Annotated in this window: 17 protein-coding genes and 1 riboswitch; of the genes, 11 read left to right on the top strand and 6 right to left on the bottom strand. The window is 73.1% G+C overall.

The window, feature by feature from the left end; genetic code table 11:
* Positions 1-25: 25 nt before the first annotated feature.
* Positions 26-157, bottom strand: a riboswitch (cobalamin riboswitch).
* Between the two features lie 7 nt (positions 158-164).
* The gene (locus tag ACWD3O_RS23750) at positions 165-1,616 is read right to left on the bottom strand and encodes a condensation domain-containing protein (protein ID WP_451417275.1); all 1,452 of its coding nucleotides are present in this window, start codon (positions 1,614-1,616) and stop codon (positions 165-167) included.
* A gap of 295 nt (positions 1,617-1,911) precedes the next feature.
* Here ACWD3O_RS23750 and ACWD3O_RS23745 point away from each other — a divergent pair, with 295 nt between their 5' ends.
* From ACWD3O_RS23745 to ACWD3O_RS23735, 3 genes are all read left to right on the top strand, one after another.
* Entirely contained in the window at positions 1,912-2,541 is a 630-nt protein-coding gene (locus tag ACWD3O_RS23745) for a histidine phosphatase family protein (RefSeq protein ID WP_451417274.1), read from the top strand.
* 56 nt (positions 2,542-2,597) lie between these two features.
* On the top strand, positions 2,598-3,467 hold the full coding sequence (locus ACWD3O_RS23740) for a crotonase/enoyl-CoA hydratase family protein (protein WP_451417273.1): 870 nt from the start codon (positions 2,598-2,600) through the stop codon (positions 3,465-3,467).
* Between the two features lie 104 nt (positions 3,468-3,571).
* Positions 3,572-5,986, top strand: coding sequence for an ATP-binding cassette domain-containing protein (locus ACWD3O_RS23735; RefSeq protein ID WP_451417272.1), 2,415 nt, complete (start codon positions 3,572-3,574; stop codon positions 5,984-5,986).
* Positions 5,987-6,148: 162 nt separating this feature from the next.
* Here the strand turns inward: ACWD3O_RS23735 and ACWD3O_RS23730 are convergent, their stop codons facing one another.
* The gene (locus ACWD3O_RS23730) at positions 6,149-6,763 is read right to left on the bottom strand and encodes a CGNR zinc finger domain-containing protein (protein ID WP_451417271.1); all 615 of its coding nucleotides are present in this window, start codon (positions 6,761-6,763) and stop codon (positions 6,149-6,151) included.
* A gap of 163 nt (positions 6,764-6,926) precedes the next feature.
* On the opposite strand from ACWD3O_RS23730, the gene ACWD3O_RS23725 reads away from it, so the two are divergent.
* The 4 genes from ACWD3O_RS23725 to ACWD3O_RS23710 all read left to right on the top strand — a co-directional run bounded on the left by ACWD3O_RS23725 (position 6,927) and on the right by ACWD3O_RS23710 (position 11,316).
* Entirely contained in the window at positions 6,927-7,670 is a 744-nt protein-coding gene (locus tag ACWD3O_RS23725; protein WP_451417270.1) for a metallophosphoesterase, read from the top strand.
* A gap of 209 nt (positions 7,671-7,879) precedes the next feature.
* Positions 7,880-8,611 carry a bifunctional 4-hydroxy-2-oxoglutarate aldolase/2-dehydro-3-deoxy-phosphogluconate aldolase gene (locus ACWD3O_RS23720; RefSeq protein WP_451417269.1) on the top strand — a complete coding sequence of 244 codons (732 nt, stop codon included), beginning with the start codon at positions 7,880-7,882 and terminating at the stop codon, positions 8,609-8,611.
* The gene (locus ACWD3O_RS23715) at positions 8,604-9,563 is read left to right on the top strand and encodes a sugar kinase (protein ID WP_451417268.1); all 960 of its coding nucleotides are present in this window, start codon (positions 8,604-8,606) and stop codon (positions 9,561-9,563) included. The genes ACWD3O_RS23720 and ACWD3O_RS23715 overlap by 8 nt, the downstream gene beginning before the upstream one ends.
* 400 nt (positions 9,564-9,963) lie before the next feature.
* On the top strand, positions 9,964-11,316 hold the full coding sequence (locus ACWD3O_RS23710; protein WP_451417267.1) for an MFS transporter: 1,353 nt from the start codon (positions 9,964-9,966) through the stop codon (positions 11,314-11,316).
* 30 nt (positions 11,317-11,346) lie between these two features.
* Here the strand turns inward: ACWD3O_RS23710 and ACWD3O_RS23705 are convergent, their stop codons facing one another.
* Positions 11,347-12,531, bottom strand: coding sequence for a CaiB/BaiF CoA transferase family protein (locus ACWD3O_RS23705; protein WP_451417266.1), 1,185 nt, complete (start codon positions 12,529-12,531; stop codon positions 11,347-11,349).
* A 168-nt stretch (positions 12,532-12,699) separates the two neighbouring features.
* Between ACWD3O_RS23705 and ACWD3O_RS23700 the strand changes: the two genes are divergently transcribed.
* From ACWD3O_RS23700 to ACWD3O_RS23685, 4 genes are all read left to right on the top strand, one after another.
* Positions 12,700-13,437, top strand: coding sequence for a hypothetical protein (locus ACWD3O_RS23700; protein ID WP_451417265.1), 738 nt, complete (start codon positions 12,700-12,702; stop codon positions 13,435-13,437).
* 95 nt (positions 13,438-13,532) lie between these two features.
* Entirely contained in the window at positions 13,533-14,159 is a 627-nt protein-coding gene (locus tag ACWD3O_RS23695) for a TetR/AcrR family transcriptional regulator (RefSeq protein WP_451417264.1), read from the top strand.
* The gene (locus tag ACWD3O_RS23690; protein ID WP_451417263.1) at positions 14,156-14,608 is read left to right on the top strand and encodes a DUF6069 family protein; all 453 of its coding nucleotides are present in this window, start codon (positions 14,156-14,158) and stop codon (positions 14,606-14,608) included. The genes ACWD3O_RS23695 and ACWD3O_RS23690 overlap by 4 nt, the downstream gene beginning before the upstream one ends.
* Positions 14,609-14,667: 59 nt before the next feature.
* The gene (locus ACWD3O_RS23685) at positions 14,668-15,147 is read left to right on the top strand and encodes a hypothetical protein (RefSeq protein ID WP_451410212.1); all 480 of its coding nucleotides are present in this window, start codon (positions 14,668-14,670) and stop codon (positions 15,145-15,147) included.
* A 106-nt stretch (positions 15,148-15,253) separates the two neighbouring features.
* Here ACWD3O_RS23685 and ACWD3O_RS23680 read toward each other — a convergent pair whose 3' ends face one another.
* The 3 genes from ACWD3O_RS23680 to ACWD3O_RS23670 form a co-directional block, all read right to left on the bottom strand.
* Complete coding sequence (locus ACWD3O_RS23680) at positions 15,254-15,760, bottom strand: hypothetical protein (protein ID WP_451417262.1); 507 nt, start codon at positions 15,758-15,760, stop codon at positions 15,254-15,256.
* Positions 15,761-16,154: 394 nt separating this feature from the next.
* Positions 16,155-16,598, bottom strand: a complete 444-nt coding sequence (locus ACWD3O_RS23675) for an NUDIX hydrolase (RefSeq protein ID WP_451410213.1) — start codon at positions 16,596-16,598, stop codon at positions 16,155-16,157.
* A 319-nt stretch (positions 16,599-16,917) separates the two neighbouring features.
* Positions 16,918-17,673, bottom strand: a complete 756-nt coding sequence (locus tag ACWD3O_RS23670; RefSeq protein ID WP_451417261.1) for a Clp protease N-terminal domain-containing protein — start codon at positions 17,671-17,673, stop codon at positions 16,918-16,920.
* Positions 17,674-17,990 lie beyond the last annotated feature (317 nt).

Below are 17,990 nucleotides of genomic sequence, written 5' to 3'. Positions count from 1 at the left end.
TCCCTCGGGGTTCTCGCCCCGTACGACGGTCGGACAACCCGTGGCCAGTGTCTGGCTGCGTCCCCGGGGAGGGGAACGTCACAGTGGCGGAACCGCCCCGGAATCGCACCGGGTTCCTGCGCCACGAGTTGGTGGAGCCCCACCCTATCCGGGCACCGCCCGTCTCACACCAGGGCCCCCGGTTCCCGCGCCCCGGCCGACACCGGTGCCCCCGGTTCCCGTTCGCCGGCCGACGCACGGGCGACCTCCGCGACGAGCTCCCGCAGCCGCTCCAGGTACCGCTCCATGCTCCGCAGCGCCGGACCGGTGTCCGGGTACCGGGCGGCGAACTGCAACCCCTCGTGCACCCTGCTCACCCACACGCACACCTGGTCCCCGTACGACACCCTCAGCAGCCCGTACGCGTGCAGCTCGTCCCACCGCTCCGACCCGGGCACCGTGCGCCCGTCGACGAACGACACGATCGAGTACAGGTCGGGCGAGGTGGGCCGGAACTCCGCCCCCAGCAGCCGCAGCACCCGCGCGATCGGCATCCGCGCCAGCCGCCGGTTCTCCCGCAACGCCGCCCGCACCCGCCGCAGCGCCTCCTCGAAACCGGCCCCGTCCGACAGGTCCACCTCGATGGGCACCCCGCCGACGTACCAGCCCACGGAGTCCTGCCACTGCGACTTGGCCCGGGTGTGGAAGGGCACCACCGTCCGGTACACGTCCGTGCCCGCGATCTCCCGCACGATCACCGCCGTCGCGGCCAGCACACCCACCAGGGAACCGCCGAACGGCCGGCAGTACGCCTCGAAGCCCGCCGCCTCGCCCGCCCCGCCCAGCATGTCCTGCATCAGCTTCTGCGTGGGCAGCTTGCCCTCCGTCTCCAGCCCCAGGTCGACGGGAAAATTGGGCAGCCGCCCGTCGCACCGGGCGACGAACTCCCGCCAGCGCGCCACGATCTCGTGACCGTCGTCCACCCGGTCCGCGTCCGCCCGCTCGGCCTCGCAGAAGTCGACGTAACTGCCCGCGGGCCGCTGCTCCACCGCCCGGCCCTCCACGGCCGCCGCGTAGAACTCGTGCACCTCGGCGGGGATGCGGTGCAGCGAGTAGGCGTCCACGTTGCTGTGGTCGAAGGCCATGTAGACGCTGGTGCAGTCCTCCCGGACCACCGCCGCGTAGATGAAGTTCGGCCAGTCCAGCGCGTCCGCGGCCACGTCGAACCGGTCCTGCAGATGGCCGGCCAGCCGCCGCGGGTCGCCGAACTCGCCGACCACCTCACGCCGCAGGCGCACCGCCTCGGCGTCCAGCGTGAACCGGCGCATCGCGCCCCCGTCCCAGCGGAACCCGCTGCGCAGCGTCTCGTGCCGCGACGTCCAGGTGTGCAGGGCGTGCTGGAGCGCGTCCAGGTCCACCATCCCAGGGACGTCGAACGCCGCTCCGACCCAGGTCGGGACGAACAGACCGTCCTCGCGCACCGACCGGGCCGTCCTGATGTGCGACTCCTGCACGTACGCCGGGGGACGCGCGTCCTCCGGCAGGCCGGCGGCCGCCTCGACGGTGTCCGGACTGAGCGTCCACTCGACGAGCAGTCCGGGGCGCACGTCGCATCGCTGGATGTCGGTCACTCGCACCGGGGCGTTTCCCTTCGTAGGGGCGGAGAGGGAGGCACCGCGCGTCGGCCCGTTGCACCGGCCCGGCCCCCGACGGCGAACACCAGCCCTCGTCCCGCCGCCCGCCTGCAAAGCCTCGTCCGCCCGGGCTTCTTCGACGCATGCCCAACGAGGCGGGCGAGAGCGAGGAAACGGGTCGAACGCCAGCCCGGAACCGCGACGCGGGCTTCCGCGTCCGACACCAGAGCCGTCAACTACCGTCGCGTGCAGACTGGTTCGGTGCCGGATCCCGCCGCGATCAGCAGGGAGACACCACTTGTCCACCGGGTCCGACCGCTACCTCTACCTCACCCGCCACGGCGAGGCCGACGCCGACGAGGCGTCCCTCACCGAGCGCGGCCGTCACCAGGCCACCCTCCTCGGCACCCGCCTGCGGGACAGCGGCGTCCCCCTCGCCGCCGTGCACCACGGCCCCCTGCCCAGGACCACCGAGACGGCGGCACTGATCACCGGGCGGCTCGGCGGCGTCCCCGCCCACCCGTGCGACCCGGCCGGGGACTACGTCCCCCACCTCCCCGCCCGTGAGGAACTCCACCCCGCCTCCGCCGACAGGATCCTCACCTTCCTCGCGTCCTTCCCGGCCCCGGAGCGCGAGCACGGCCCGGCGCTCGCCCGCGCCGCCCTCGACCGCTTCACCGGCCCGGCCGACCAGGACACACCCCGCCACGAACTGGTGATCACCCACAACTTCCTCATCGGCCGGCTCGTCCGCGCCGCCCTCGACGCGCCGCCCGGCCGCTGGATCGGCCTCCACCACGCCCACGCCGCCCTCACCGTCATCCGCTACAGCCCCGACCGTCCCCCCGCCCTGCTCGTGTACAACGACACCCGCCACCTGCCCGAACCCCTCCGGTGGACCGGCCTGCCGCCGGAACTCCACGTCTGAGCCGCACGCGGCCCGTCACACGAATCGTCCCCCCGCCCCGAGAACCGGAGGTGCCCGTGCCCGACGTACGGGTCGAGACCGAAGGCCCCGTCACCACCGTGTGGCTCGACCGCCCCGACCGCCGCAACGCGGTGGACGGGCCCATGGCCACCGAACTCGAGCGCGTCTTCGAGGAGTTCGAGGCCGACCCGGAACGGAAGGTCGCGGTCCTGGCCGGCGCGGGCGGCACCTTCTGCGCGGGCGCCGACCTCACCGCCGTCGCCGACCCCGCCCGCCGCAACGAGCTCACCCCGGACGGGGCGGCGCCGGGCCCCATGGGCCCCACCCGGACGCACCTCACCAAGCCGCTGATCGCCGCCGTCACCGGGCACGCCGTCGCCGGCGGACTGGAACTGGCCCTGCTCGCCGACCTCCGCGTCGTCGAACGCGACGCCGTGATGGGCGTCTTCTGCCGACGCTGGGGAGTGCCCCTGATCGACGGCGGAACCGCCCGCCTGCCCAGGATCGTCGGCCTCGGCCGCGCCCTGGACCTCATCCTCACCGGCCGCCCCGTCGCCGCCGAGGAGGCCCACGCCATGGGCCTCGCCAACCGCGTCACCGAACCGGGGGACGCCGTCCGGGTGGCCCGTGAACTCGCCGCCACCATCGCCGCGTTCCCCTCGCTGTGCATGCTGACCGACCGGGCCTCCGTCTACGCGGGCCTGGACCTGCCCCTCGCGGACGCGCTGCGGGCGGAAGGAGCGGCGGGCGTCCCCGTCGTGGAACGCGAGGGCGTCGACGGGGCCGCCCGGTTCGTCGCCGGCGCCGGTCGGCACGGCCGGTTCCCGGGGGACGAGGCCCCCGGTCGAGCCGTCGCGCCCCGCACGTCCGCGACGTCCACCACGGGGCGGAGGGAAAACGGCGGCGTTGTCGGTGGTGACGTCTAGTGTTGCCCGCGTGGCCGCTCCAGGGGGCGAGCACGGGGGCCCCGGCCCCCGTGCGCCCGGACGCGGTCGTGCCCGCCGCACCGTACGCCGCGTTGGAGGACGTCGTGACCGCAGCCGAGACCCAGGGCGACAGGGGGCCGGACACCCCGGCCCGCACCGCTCATGACCTGATCCGCGTCCACGGCGCCCGGGTCAACAACCTCCGCGACGTGAGCGTCGACATCCCCAAGCGCAGGCTCACCGTCTTCACCGGCGTCTCCGGCTCCGGAAAGAGCTCGCTGGTCTTCGAGACCATCGCCTCGGAGTCCCAGCGCCTGATCAACGAGACCTACAGCGCGTTCGTCCAGGGCTTCATGCCCTCCCTCGCCCGCCCCGACGTCGACGTCCTCGAAGGGCTGACGACCGCCATCGTCGTCGACCAGGAACGCATCGCCGCCGACCCCCGTTCCACCGTCGGCACCGTCACCGACGTCAACGCCCTGCTGCGGATCCTCTTCAGCCGCCTCGGCGACCCCCACATCGGGCCTCCCAGCGCCTTCTCCTTCAACACGCCCTCCGTCCGGGGCAGCGGCGCCATCACCGTCGAACGCGGCAACGCCAAGGCCGTCAAGCAGACCTTCACCCGCACCGGCGGCATGTGCCCCCGCTGCGAGGGCCGCGGCACGGTCTCCGACATCGACCTCACCCAGCTCTACGACGACTCCAAGTCGATCGCCGAGGGCGCCTTCACCATCCCCGGCTGGAAGTCCGACAGCTGGTGGACGGTCAGGATCTACGCCGCCTCCGGCTTCCTGGACCCGAACAAGCCCATCCGCGAGTTCACCGACAAGGAGATGGAGGCCTTCCTCCACCACGAGCCCGTCAAGGTCAAGGTCGAGGGCGCCAACCTCACCTACGAGGGGCTCATCCCCAAGCTGCGCAAGTCGATCCTCTCCAAGGACCGCGAGGCGATGCAGCCGCACATCCGCGAGTTCGTGGACCGCGCGGTCACCTTCGTGAACTGCCCCGAATGCGACGGCACCCGCCTGAGCGAGGCCGCCCGCTCCTCCCGCATCCGCGGCCGGAACATCGCCGACCTCTGCGCCCTGCAGATCGACGAGCTCGCCGCCTGGATCGGCGAACTGGACGAACCCTCGGTGGCGCCCCTGCTCGGCTCCCTGCGCGGCCTCCTCGACTCCTTCGTCGAGATCGGCCTGGGCTACCTCTCCCTCGAGCGGCCCACCGGCAGTCTCTCCGGCGGCGAGGCCCAGCGGGTGAAGATGATCCGCCACCTCGGCTCCAGCCTCACCGACGTCACCTACGTCTTCGACGAGCCCACCGTCGGCCTGCACCCCCACGACATCCGGCGCGTCAACGACCTGCTGCTGCGCCTGCGCGACAAGGGCAACACCGTCCTCGTCGTCGAGCACAAGCCGCAGACCATCGCGATCGCCGACCACGTCGTCGACCTCGGCCCCGGCGCGGGCACCGGGGGTGGCACGGTCTGTTACGAGGGCACCGTCGAAGGACTGCGCGACTCCGACACGGTCACGGGACGCCACCTGGAGGACCGCACCCTCCTCAAGGAGAAGGTGCGCACCCCCACCGGCCACCTCGAGATCCGGGGCGCCGCCGCGCACAACCTCCAGGACGTCGACGTCGACATCCCGCTCGGCGTGCTGACCGTCGTCACCGGCGTCGCCGGCTCCGGCAAGAGCTCCCTCGTCCACGGCTCCCTGGTCGGCACCCCTTTGGGCGCCGAGGCCGGCGTGGTCTCCGTCGGCCAGAGCCCCATCCGCGGCTCCCGGCGCAGCAACCCCGCCACCTACACCGGCCTCCTCGAGCCGATCCGCAAGGCCTTCGCCAAGGCCAACGGGGTCAAGCCGGCCCTGTTCAGCGCCAACTCCGAGGGCGCCTGCCCGAGCTGCAACGGGGCGGGCGTCGTCTACACCGACCTCGCCATGATGGCGGGCGTCGCCACACCGTGCGAGGACTGCGAGGGCAAGCGGTTCCAGCCGGCCGTCCTCGAGTACCGCCTCGGCGGACAGGACATCAGCGAGGTCCTCGCCATGCCGGTGTCCCAGGCCCTGGACTTCTTCGCCGCCGGCGAGGCCCGCACACCCGCCGCGCACCGCGTCCTCTCCCGGCTCGACGACGTCGGCCTCGGCTACCTCACCCTGGGCCAGCCCCTGACCACCCTCTCCGGCGGAGAGCGCCAGCGACTGAAGCTGGCCACCCACATGGGGGAGTCGGGAGGTGTCTACGTCCTCGACGAACCCACCACCGGCCTCCACCTCGCCGACGTGGGGCAGCTCCTCGCCCTCCTCGACCGGCTCGTGGACTCCGGCAAGTCGGTCGTCGTCGTCGAGCACCACCTCGCGGTCATGGCGCACGCCGACTGGATCATCGACCTCGGCCCGGGGGCGGGCCGCGAGGGCGGCCGGGTCGTGTTCGAGGGCACCCCCGCCGACCTGGTCGCCGCCGGCTCCACGCTCACCGCCGAGCACCTGGCCGAGTACACGGCGGGCCCCATCGCCTGAACCGTGGGCCGGGTGGCCGGGTGGCCGGGTGGCCGGGTGGCCGGGTGGCCGGGTGGCCCGGGCGGCACGGGCGTGCGCAATCGGGACCTGGGAGCAGGCCCCACCGCCCACCGCCCGCCACCCGGCATGCGGCATCCGGCACCCCGGTCGTCGCGGCGGGGCTCAGGCCCGGGCGGTCCCGTCCTCCGCGTCCGCGCGCCGACGCCGGTAGTGGCGGGCCGCCCGGGCCCGGTTCCCGCAGGAGGCCTTGCAGAACTCCTGCCGACCGTGGCTCCGCACGAAGTACCGCACGCACCGCGGGGCCGTGCAGGCCCGCAGCAGTTCCCGCTCGGGCCCGCCCAGGAAGGCGATCGCGTCCCGGGCCACCGCCGCGACGACCCGCGCGGTCAGATCCCCGCCGACCGCCACCGTCAGGGCGGCGGGGGAGCCCTCCGGGGGCCAGTCCAGGCGGGGGACGACGGCAGCCCGCGCGGCGGCCGCGTTCAGGCGGGCCAGGGCCTCGTCGGCCGGCATCAGCCGGTGCGCGTCCGCCGGGCTCGGCGGGGCCGGACGCACGGCTCGCGCGAACAGGGCACGGACGGCCTGCCGCAGTGCGACGACCTCGTCCCGCATCCGGTCGTCCGCCGTGAGCCCGTCCGGCGGAAGACCGGCCAGTGCGTCCGACCGCTCCCGCAGCCAGTCCGTCGTTCCGGGCACCGTGGCGAGGTCGTCCGCGACACCGCCGACGCCGTCGTGCCGGATCGTGCCCGCCAGCTCCAGCGCAAGCCGACGCTCCATCAGCACCTCCCGCCCTCCCCGCCGTCAGCCCCTTGCTGACGGACCGCCCGGGAGTCTACTGTCCTCACGGTAAACAGGAAATCTACCGTTAGGAAGCGCTGCGGCGGCCGGGTCCGCCGCGGTGCCGACCGGCGGCCGGGGGCCGCCACGAGAGGGTGCGACGATGACGGTGCTGCTCGCGCAGATCAGCGACCTCCACCTGGACGGCGGCGAAAGGGCCACCCACCGCGCCGAGCGCGTCATGGACCACCTGCGGTCCCTGCCCCGACCCGTCGACGCCCTCCTGGTCACCGGTGACATCGCCGACCACGGCGCCGAGTCCGAGTACGAGGAGGCCGCCCGGATCCTGGCCGCCCCCTTCCCGGTGCTGACCTGCCCCGGCAACCACGACTCCCGCCCGGCCCTCCGCAAGGCCCTGCTCGGCGAGGAGTCCGGCCAAGGCCCCGTCAACCGCCTCCACCACGTCGCCGGGACCGCCGTCCTCATGTGCGACTCCATCATCCCCGGCCGCGACGAGGGCCTGCTCGACGCCGAGACCCTGGCCTGGATGGACGCCGAACTCACCGCCCTGCCGGAGGGAACCCCCGCGCTGCTCGCCTTCCACCAGCCGCCGGTCGACCTCCACCACCCCCTGCCGGACTCCTGCCGGCTCCAGAACCCGGCGGCACTTACCGCCCTCCTGGATGCCCACCCCCGGGTCGCCGCCGTGCTCACCGGTCACGCCCACACCGCGGCCGCCTCGGCCTTCGCCGGCCGCCCCCTGATCGTCGGCCCGGCCGTCACCTGGACCCTGCGCATGTCCTGGGAGGGCGACGCCCCCGCGGACCGCGAGCAGCCGCCCGGCATCGCCTACCACGTCCTCGACGACACCGGCCGCCTGACCACCCATTACCGCGTGGTCCTCTGAACGCTTCCCGGAGCCCGGAGCCCGGAGCCCGGAGCCCGGAGCCCGGAGCCCGGAGCCCGGCCCCGCACCTAGCCCCCGGCCCTCGCGCCCAGGGCCGCCACGGAACCCGTAGTCAGCCCGCCGCGCGACCGCCCGCACGCACCACCCGACCCCGACCCCGACCCCGGCCACCGCGCCGCCCCACCCCGCACCCGTCAGGAGCCACCCCCGTGAACACGGCCAACCCGGTCAACCCGGTCACCCACCCCGCCCCCGGCCCCGGCCCCTCCCGGCCCGGGCAGCAGCCCCGCCCCCAGCCCCTGAGCCCCATCCTGCGCGAGACCAGGGTGATCGCCGTCCTGCGTGCCGCCGACGCCCGGCACCTGCGCCCCGCCGCCGAGGCGCTCGCCGAGGAAGGCATCCGCAGCATGGAGGTCACGCTCACCACGGCGGGCGGCGTCGCCGCCATCTCCGAGCTGGCCGAAGCGCTCGGCGAGGACGCCGAGGTCGGCGCCGGAACCGTCCTGTCGACCGACGACCTCGACGCCGTCGTCGCGGCCGGCGCCCGGTACGTCGTCACCCCGCACACCGACCCCGAACTGATCCGCGCCGCCGTGGCCCACGGCGTTCCCATCGTGCCCGGTGGCCTCACCCCGACCGAACTGCGCACCGGCTGGGCCGCCGGCGCCTCCGCCGTGAAGCTGTTCCCCGCCTCCGCCGTCGGGCCCCGCTACGTCAAGGACCTGCACGGACCCTTCCCCGGCATGCCCGTCATCCCGTCCGGGGGAGTGGACCGCTCCACCGTCGGTGACTGGATCCGCGTCGGCTGCCCCGCCGTCAGTCTGGGCGGCCCCCTCCTCGGCGACGCCCTCGGCGGCGGCGACCTCACCGCCCTGCGCCGACGCGCCCGCGAGGTCCTGCGCACCATCCGCGACGCCGCCGAGGAGGTCTCCGGTGCCTGACACCCGGCCCGCCCGAGTCGTCACCTTCGGTGAGACCATGGCGCTGCTCACCCCCGACCGCGTCGGCGCCCTCGCCCACGTCCCGGGCATGGCCCTGTCCGTGGGAGGCGCCGAGAGCAACGTCGCCATCGGACTGCGCCGCCTCGGCGTCCCCGCCACCTGGATCGGCCGCGTCGGCGACGACCCCTTCGGCCGCAGCGTCACCCGGCACCTGCGTGCCGAGAACCTCGACGTGCGCGTCACGGTGGACACCGGTGCCCCCACCGGCCTGATGGTCAAGGAACGCCGGACCGCCCGCACCACCGGCGTCTGGTACTACCGCGCCGGCAGCGCCGGATCCCGGCTCGCCCCCGAGGACGTCCCCGACGACGCCCTCGACGGAGCCGCCCTCCTCCACGTCACCGGCATCACCCCCGCCCTCTCGGCCACGGCGGCCGACGCCGTCCGCCACGCCGTCCACGCGGCAAAGGACTGCGGCATCCTCGTCTCCTTCGACGTCAACCTCCGCACCAAGCTGTGGAGTCCGGCCCGGGCGGCCGAAGCTCTCGCCCCCCTCGTCGCCGCCGCCGACATCGTCTTCGCCGGCCCCGAGGAGGCGGAACTCTTCGTCGCCCCGCACGAGGACCCGCTGGAGACCGCGGCGGCCCTCAGCGCCCTCGGGCCCTCCCAGGCCGTCGTCAAACTCGGCGCCGACGGCTGCGCCGCCGTGGCCGACGGAGAACGGCTGACCGTGCCCGCCGTCCCCGTCGACGCCGTCGACACGGTCGGCGCGGGCGACGCCTTCGTGGCCGGCTACCTTGCCGAACTCCTTGACGAAAAGCCGCTGGAGCGGCGGCTGCGCACCGCGGTCGCCACCGGCGCCTTCGCCTGCACCGTCCCCGGAGACTGGGAAGGACTGCCGACCCGTGAGGAACTGTCCCTCCTGACGGCCACCGAGAACGTCGCCCGCTGACCCTCCCGGGCGGTTCCGGATCGTTCGCAGGCGCAGATCCCTGACGTGACCCGGACCAACGCTTCGCACCCGGAACCGCCCACCGGCAACACGCGCGTGCGCCCTCCCGCCGCCGGCGCCGCCCGTCTCCCCATCAGCCGAAACTCCCGGCGCGTGACCCATCAGCCGTCAGGAGCCCTAGGTAGGGGCGCAGAAGCGCACCACCAGGGGCGAACGAACGAGCCCGCGCACAGGCGTCGGACGACCTGATGGTGCGGCGATATGAACCGCGTCGCTCGAAGGAGTTCTTGTCCGCCCGATCCGGGCAAACCGACACATGCCGTTCCCTATCGTGAATGGCATATGCACGGACCTCCCTGCGCACCGGGCCAGTCCGACGGGCCGTGCGCAAGGAAGCTCCATGGACACATTCCGCACGGTCCGCAGTTTCCCCGCGGCCGTCCGGTTCCTGATGGTGAACCAACTCGGCATCGACATCGGCACGTTCCTCCTCTTCCCCTTCCTGGCGGGCCACCTCGGCGGGAACCTGGGTCTGTCCTCGGCACTCGTCGGGGCGATCCTGGGCACGATCCAGCTCAGCCACCAAGGGCTGGTCGTGCTCGGCGGCACGGCCTCCGACCGGCTCGGCGGTTTCCGCGTCATCCCGATCGGATGCGTGCTCCGCCTGGCCGGCTTCGCCCTGATCGCCGTCGTGGACACCCTCCACGCGGTGCTCGTCGCCTCCGTCCTCACGGGCGTCGGCGGGGCGCTGCTCTACCCGGCGATGCGGGCCTGCGCCGCGCAGGCGGCCCCGCCCGACCGCAGGGCAGAGGTGTTCGCGATGCTCAATGTCTTCACCGCGACCGGCGGCCTCATCGGCCTCGCACTCGGCAGCGTGCTCTGCATGATCGACTTCCGGGCCGCCGCGGTGACCGCGGCGGCCGTGCTGGCGGCCATGACCATGCTCCAGCTTTTCGCGCTGCCCGCCCACGCCCGACACGGCGCAGGAGAACGCCAACGCCGCGGCCGGTCCGTCCTGCGAGGCTGCCTGCTCGTCCTCCACGACAGAGGATTCCTGGCCTTCTCGCTCACCATGACGGCCCTCACGGCCCTGGAGAACCAGATCTACCTCCTCTTCGTGCACACCGCCCAAGGCGTCTCCGGGGAACCCGCCGCAGCGGCCGTCATGCCCATGGTCGTCGCCGTGGCGGGCCTCGCCCTCCAACTGCGGGTGACCCGCCTGGTCCGGGCCAGAGGCGGACCACCGGGCTGGATCGCCCCCGGGCTCGCCGTCATGGGCCTGGCCTTCCTCCCGCCGCTCGTCATCATGTTCATGACCCCGTCGGAACCCTCCGGTCTCGCCGACACCGCGCTGCTCCTGAGCCCCCTCGCCGCCGGCGCCTTCCTCCTCGCCCTCGGCCAGATGACCACCCAGCCGTCCGCCCTCGAACTGGTCACCCGCCACGCCACCGACGGCCTGGTCGGCACCTACTTCGGCTTCTTCTACGTCATCTCCGGAGTCGCCGCCTCGGCCTGCACCAGCGCCGTGGGCTGGGCGATGGACCTCGGTGACCGCACCGGCCGGACCTGGCTGCCCTGGCTCTGCTGCACGGCCGTCGGCCTCCTCTCCGCCGCTGGCGCCGCTTGGCTCCACCACCTGCGTCGCCTCCCCGGCGAGAGGGAGGACCCCGTCGTCCCGCGCAAGCACCGCACACGCACCCGCGTCCCGCACCCACGCCTCGGCGCCAACCGGCGCAACCACGTGAGGAAATGACCCCCCTCCAGGGCCGTGCCCCGGCCCTCCTCAGACGGCCCCCTGCTCGCGCAGCCGCCCGATCTCGTCCGGGCTGTACCCCAGCTCCACGAGAATCTCCCGGGTGTGCTCGCCGACCGCGGGCACGGGGTCCATCCGCGGCGTCACCCCGTGCAGGCCGGTGGGCGGCAGCAGGGCACGCACGGCGCCCTCGGGGGTGCCGACCTCCCGCCACCGGTCCCGCGCCTCCAGCAGCGGGTGGTCCCAGAAGTCCCGCACGGAGTTCATGCGGGCGTGGGCGACCCCGGCCTTCCCCAGCAGGTCGACGGCGTCCGCGGCATCGAGCTCGGAGAACCGCGCGGCGACGAGCGCGTCCACGTCGCCCCGGTGCGCCACCCGTGCCGGCCCGGTGGCGAACCGTTCGTCGACCGCGACCTCCGGCCGTCCCAGGAACACCCCGCACAGCGAGGCCCATTCGCGCTCGTTCTGCACCGCGACCAGCACCGTGCTCCCGTCCGCGGCCGTGAACGGCCCGTACGGGGCGATGGTCGCGTGGGAGGCGCCGGCCCGCGCGGGCTGCTGCCCGCTGTAAGCCGTGTAGTACGCCGGGTATCCCATCCACTCGGCGAGCGCCTCGAACAGCGAGACCTGGACGGCCGTTCCCCGTCCGGTGGTGGCCCGCCGCAGCAACGCGGCGAGGACGCCCGAGTAGGCGTACATGCCGGCGGCGATGTCGGCCACGGCGATCCCCGCCTTGACCGCCTCCTCCGGCGTCCCGGTCACCGACACCAGCCCGGTCTCGCACTGCACCAGCAGGTCGTACGCCTTCCGGTCGGCCCACGGCCCGTCGCTGCCCCAGCCGGAGATCTCGCAGACCACCAGCGAGGGGTGGACCCGGTTCAGTTCCTCCCAGGTCAGCCCGAGCCGGCCGACCGCGGCGGGCGTGAGGTTCTGCACGAACACGTCGGCCCGCTCCAGCAGCCGGTCCAGGACCTCGCGCCCGCCGGAGGACTTCACGTCGAGCGTGACCGACTCCTTCGACCGGTTCAGCCAGACGAAGTGGCTGGACTGCCCATGCACCGTGCGGTCGTAGCCGCGGGCGAAGTCCCCGGTCCCCGGCCGTTCGACCTTGACGACCCGGGCGCCGAGATCGGCGAGCTGACGGGTGGCGAACGGAGCGGCGACCGCCTGCTCCAGACTCACCACGGTGATCCCCTCCAGGGGCAGCGCACTCAAGAACCCGTCCTCCACACCACTCGTCCCGCAACCGGCCACCACCCAACCCGACCACCCCACCCACCCGTCAACCCCCACCCACCCGTCAACCCTCGCCATCCGTCAGCCCGCGCCCCCTCACCGTCCGGCCGTGGATGTCGTCGTCTCCCCTCGTGCTATGAACTGCCCGTGACCTTCACCATCGAACGCAGCGACGCACGCCCCCGCCGCGGCGAGGACCTCAAGGAGCTCTTCAGCGAGGGCTTCCCGGAGTTCATCGCCGCCGACCACCTGGTGAAGCAGTACATCGGACGGGTCCGCGAGTGGTTCGCCGCGTTCGACCTGATGCTCCTGGACGACCAGGACGTGCCCGTCGCCGCGGGCTGGGGCGTGCCTCTCCACTGGGACGACCGGCCCGACACCCTCCCCACGGGCTACACCCAGGCCCTGGTGCGCGCCGTCGAGGGCCACGAACAGGGAGTCGCGCCCGACACCTTCGTCATCTGCGGAGCCGTCGTCACGCCCTCCCTGAAGGGGCGAGGGCTGGCCGGGCAGACCCTCGCCGCACTCCGCGAGACCGCGGTCCGGGCGGGCCTGCACCAGGTCGTCGCCCCCGTCCGCCCCACGACCAAGGCCCGCTACCCGCTCACCCCCATCGAGTCGTTCATGCGCTGGACCCGCGAGGACGGCCTCGCCCTCGACCCCTGGATCCGCACCCACCAGCGCCTCGGCGCCACCCTCCTCGCCCCCGCACCCGCCTCCCAGACCATGACCGGCACCGTCGCCGACTGGGAACGCTGGACCGGCATGGCCTTCCCCGACACCGGCGACTACGTCATCCCCGAGGGCCTCGCCCTCCTCCACATCGACCGCGACACCGACCAGGGCATCTACCAGGAACCCAACATCTGGATGCGACACCGCTGACCACCGGGGGAGCGCCGCCCGGCGAACCACCCCTGCCACGCGACCGACACGCCGCGACTTGTCGGAGTGAGTACTCACACCGTAATGTCGGCGGCGTGAGCGCGCCTACCCCCAGGCGGCGGGCACCGGGCATGAGCCCGGAGCAGCGCCGCGAAATGATCATCCGTACCGCCCTGCCCCTCGTGGCTGAGTTCGGCACCACCGTGACCACGGCGAAGATCGCCCGCGCCGCCGGAATCGGCGAGGCGACGATCTTCCGTGTCTTCGCGGACAAGGACGAACTGCTGGCCGCCTGCGTCGCCGAGGCCGCCCGGCCCGACCAGGTGCTCGGCGAACTGTCCGCCGCCGGCGCGGAGGACTGCCTGGAACGGCGCCTGGAGGCGGCGGCCGACGCGGTGCTCGCCCACCTCGGGCGGATGGGCGCCGTGATGGGCGCGCTCCAGGCCACCGGTTACGGCGCAGGCTGCGCACCGGGGGAGGACGGGCCCCGCGAACGGGACGGGGCGATCGGCGCGATCGTCGACGCCGTCGCCCGCCTCCTGGAACCGGACCGTGACCGGCTGCGGTCGGCCCCTGCCGAGGCCGCGGAGTTCTTCTTCGCCCTCCTGTTCGGCCTGGCCCGCCCCGGCGGCGCGACGGACGCCTCCGCGCAGGCCGTCGCGGACATGTTGCTGCACGGCCTGCTGGCCGACGGCGAGCGAGAGAAGGAACCGAGAGCATGAGCGGCGACACATCCGGCAGACGCACCGCCTGGCCGGTACCGCGGACCGTCCTGGCCGCGGTGGCGGCCCCCCTGGCGACATGGGCCGTTGCAGTGCCCCTCCTCGGCGTCGAACTGAACACCACCACCCCCCAGGGCGTGATGGAGATAGGCCCCGCACCCATCGCCGTGGTCTCCCTGCTCAGCGCCGTGGCCGGCTGGGGCTTCGTCCGCCTCCTCCAACGGTGGGCCCCGCGCCGCGCGAAGGCCGTGTGGACGGCGACGGGCATCGCCGTACTCGTCCTCTCCTGCCTCCCCCTCGCCGACCCCGCGACGACGACCGCCACCCGCGTGGTCCTCACCCTTCTGCACGCCGTCGTCGCAGCCGTCCTCCTCCCCGGCCTCACCCCACTGCCCGCAGGGCCGTCCTCCCCGTCACCCCGCGAAACCCGAACACCCACCCCGGCCTGACCGCACGCCGTCCCACCCGCGCCTCCCCGCCCACCTCCACCCCCCGAAGGGAACCCCTCATGGGTTCTGCCCAGCCCGCGGTCATCCGCAAGCACCCGCCCACCGCCCTGATGAAGCTCGTCAACCCCCTCGTCACCCGGCAGATCGCCAAGGGACGCGGCGGCGCCGCCGCCAACCTGCTCCTGCTGCACTTCACCGGCCGCAAGAGCGGCCGACGCTACGACCTGCCCGCCGCGCAGCAGCGCGTCGACGGCCGGCTCTGCGTCTTCACGAACAGCGGCTGGCGGGCCAACTTCCGCGGCGGCGCCGACATCGAAGTCACCCTCCACGGGAAACGCCGCCCCATGCGCGCCACGCTGGAGGAGAACCCGGCCACCGTCGCCCGCGTCTACGCCGGCCTCCTCCAGGACCTCGGCCCCGGCAAGGCCAACCGGCTCGGCATCACCGTGACCGTCGACCGGCAGCCCACCCTCGAGGAACTCACCGACGCGGCCCACCGCCACGGCCTCTCCATCATCACCCTCACCCCCACCGACTGACCGCCCCCGACTCGCACGCCCTCCTGGCCATGCTCCGCACGGGCACGAACGATCCGCCGACCCGCGGCGGCATCGCTGACCTGATGTCGTGCAGGCGCCCGCACCGTCAACCGATCGGGAAGCCCTCGGCCGCGAGGAACTCCCGCGCCGCAGAGGTGACCTGGTCCCGAACAACCCTCGGGTCCGCAGGCCGCTCGTCCGAGAGGCCGAGCGCTGTCGCCAGATCGACCATGGGCTGCAGCACGTCCGGGTAGTCGAGTTCGGCCGCAGCCTCTTCGAAGATCAGCTTCGCTCCGTGCACGGGATCGAGTTGGCACGCCACGATCCGGCCGGCCCACCACCGCGCCGCGATCCACCGGGCCTCGGCGAGATCGTCCAACGCCGGCGGCAGCAGCCCCAGCTCTTCCAGCACAAGGCTGAACAGCTCGCGGGCCTGCGGATACTCACCACGCGCGAGGCCTGCCAGCAAGGGAAGCGACGGAGCGTCGATGTCCGCCATCAGAGCGTCCAAGCCCAACTGGACCAGGTAAGCATCCGACGGCCGCTGCCATGGTTCCCCGGCCATGTCCGCAGCGGCCATGCGGATCAGACTGAGCGCCACTGCTGCGTCCATGCTGTCGCCCCCTCATCAACTGCTCAGCTACTACCACATCGGTGCCATCGTCGACGCCCACGTCCGGCTCCGGCTCCGCCTCCAACGGCCCTCTCCGCTGATGGTCAGAGACTCGCTCAACTCCTGGGTAGAACACTCAGTCACAACACCGGCATCGCAGCTGCCGGGGACGCGGCGTTTCGCATTCTGCGGAAGGCACGCCACGGGCAGCTCGTGCGCGCGATACGGCGACGTCCCCACCAGGACAGCCGCAGCGCCGTGGCGGTGTCGGCGGCCCGGCCGAACGCGTCGAGGCATTCTTTACGTCGGACGTCGCGGCAACGGTCAGTGCCGCCGAGCCGAAGAGGACGGCGAGAGCCGTCGCGGTGGAGATGCCGCGCCTGTGGTCGGAGTCCTACGCAGCCAGCAGGCCGCTGCGCTCCAGGAGCGGCAGAACTTGATCTTTCACCGCCGGAGCCAGTTGGACATCCGGCTCAGCGCCGTTGACCCACCGCATGTCCGCCAGCTCGGCTGCGGGCCGGGGGATGTTGCTGATCCCCGCGGTGAAGACCGTCATGCGCATGGGCACCCCCTCCAGTGCGGCCACGGCTTCGATGTCGGCCAGGAACTGGGGCTCGACCGGGTGGACCCCGAGTTCCTCGTCGAGTTCCCGCGCCAGCGCTTCGGCCGGCGTCTCACCCGGTTCGGGCTTTCCGCCCGGCAGGTAGAACACCTGCGGCGCCGCCTTCTTGCTCACGACCAGCAGCCGTCCCCGCTCGACGACAGCCGCAGCCACGACGACCAAGCGCTCTTCCTGCCCGAGGACCGGCTCAGCGCTCGTCACAGTTCGTTGCTCCATACACGCGATTCTTGCAGACCGGTCACTGCACGTGTCGCGGCCCCGGCCCAGCCCGCCCTGGGTCTATCGGTGTGCCACAGGGTAAGCACGCACTGTACTCACCTATAGGCTGGCCGATCCTCCCGCTCCTGCCGAGCCCTCCTCACCGTGACGGGGCCCTCTCTGGGCCCGCCAGTCTGTGGACAGAAGACAGAAAACCCCACTGCGGATCCGAAAGCGAGACGAGCACCCGCCTCCCGGTCATGCCAGGGGTGTCGCAGGGGTCAGTGCCAACGACACCCCGGTGAGCGGGCGCCGGGCTTCGGCAGAGCCGGCTGGCTCAGCCCTGCCCGGGCTCCTGTGCGGTGCTCTCGCTGGTTGTGGCGACGAGCTGAGCGACGGTATCGGCGACGAACTTCTCCGCCTTCTCCTTGCGGAGGCCGAGCCCGCTCAGCACGCCCTCGCCGTTCTCGTGCTCCAGCAGGGCGAGCAGGAGATGTTCGGTGCCGACATAGTTGTGGCCGAGCCGGAGGGCCTCGCGGAAGGTGAGTTCCAGGACCTTCTTGGCGGCGGGGCCGTAGGGCACCAGTTCCGGCACCTCCTCGGCGGCCGACGGCAGCGCGGCGAGGGCAGCCGCGCGCACCGCGTCCTGGGGCACGCCCTGTGCGGCGACGGCCTTCGCGGCGAGGCCCTCGGGCTCGGAGAGCAAGCCGAGGACGAGATGCTCGGGCGTGCCCTCGGCGTTACGCGCGGCCTTGGCCTCGCTGTGCGCGGCCATCACGGCGTTGCGGGCGCGGGGGGTGTAGCGGCTGAAGCCCTGGCTCGCGTCGAGGTCGGCGGATTCCTTGGGCACGAAGCGCTTCTGCGCGGCCTGACGGGTGACGCCCATGCGCTTGCCGATGTCGGTCCAGGACGCGCCCGACCGCCGGGCCTGGTCCACGAAGTGGCCGATCAGGTGGTCGGCGACCTCACCGAGATGCTCCCCGGCGATGACCGCGTCCTGGAGCTGTTCGAGAGGCTCGGCGCGGACCTGCTTGATGGCCGCGATCAGGTCGTCGAGACGTATGGATGACGTGATGCTCGGGTTCGTCGACATGTGTCAACCGTAGGTTGCGCCTCAACGACTGTCAACCTTAGGTTGACGATTACGCACGCCCCGTCGGCTGGCGGAAGGGGGCGTCGAGTTCGGCCACCTCGTCGTTGCAAGCGGCCACCGAGCGGGCCGGCGGCCGACGAGCTCGGCGCCCAGCTCCCGCATGTCGGCAGTGCTCGCCGGATAGCGATGACACTCGCGTCCGCCCCCGAGCCGCTTCCCCAATTCCCGTCTGCGGGGCGCCTGAGAGGAAAATTCGGCGTCTGCTCCCGACTGGCGGGGTGTAGCTGGTCGGCCTCTTCCGGTAGTCGCTCGTGCTC

It is taken from the genome of Streptomyces sp. NPDC002640 (assembly GCF_053592575.1).
This window is presented reverse-complemented; position numbering and strand designations above follow the sequence as displayed.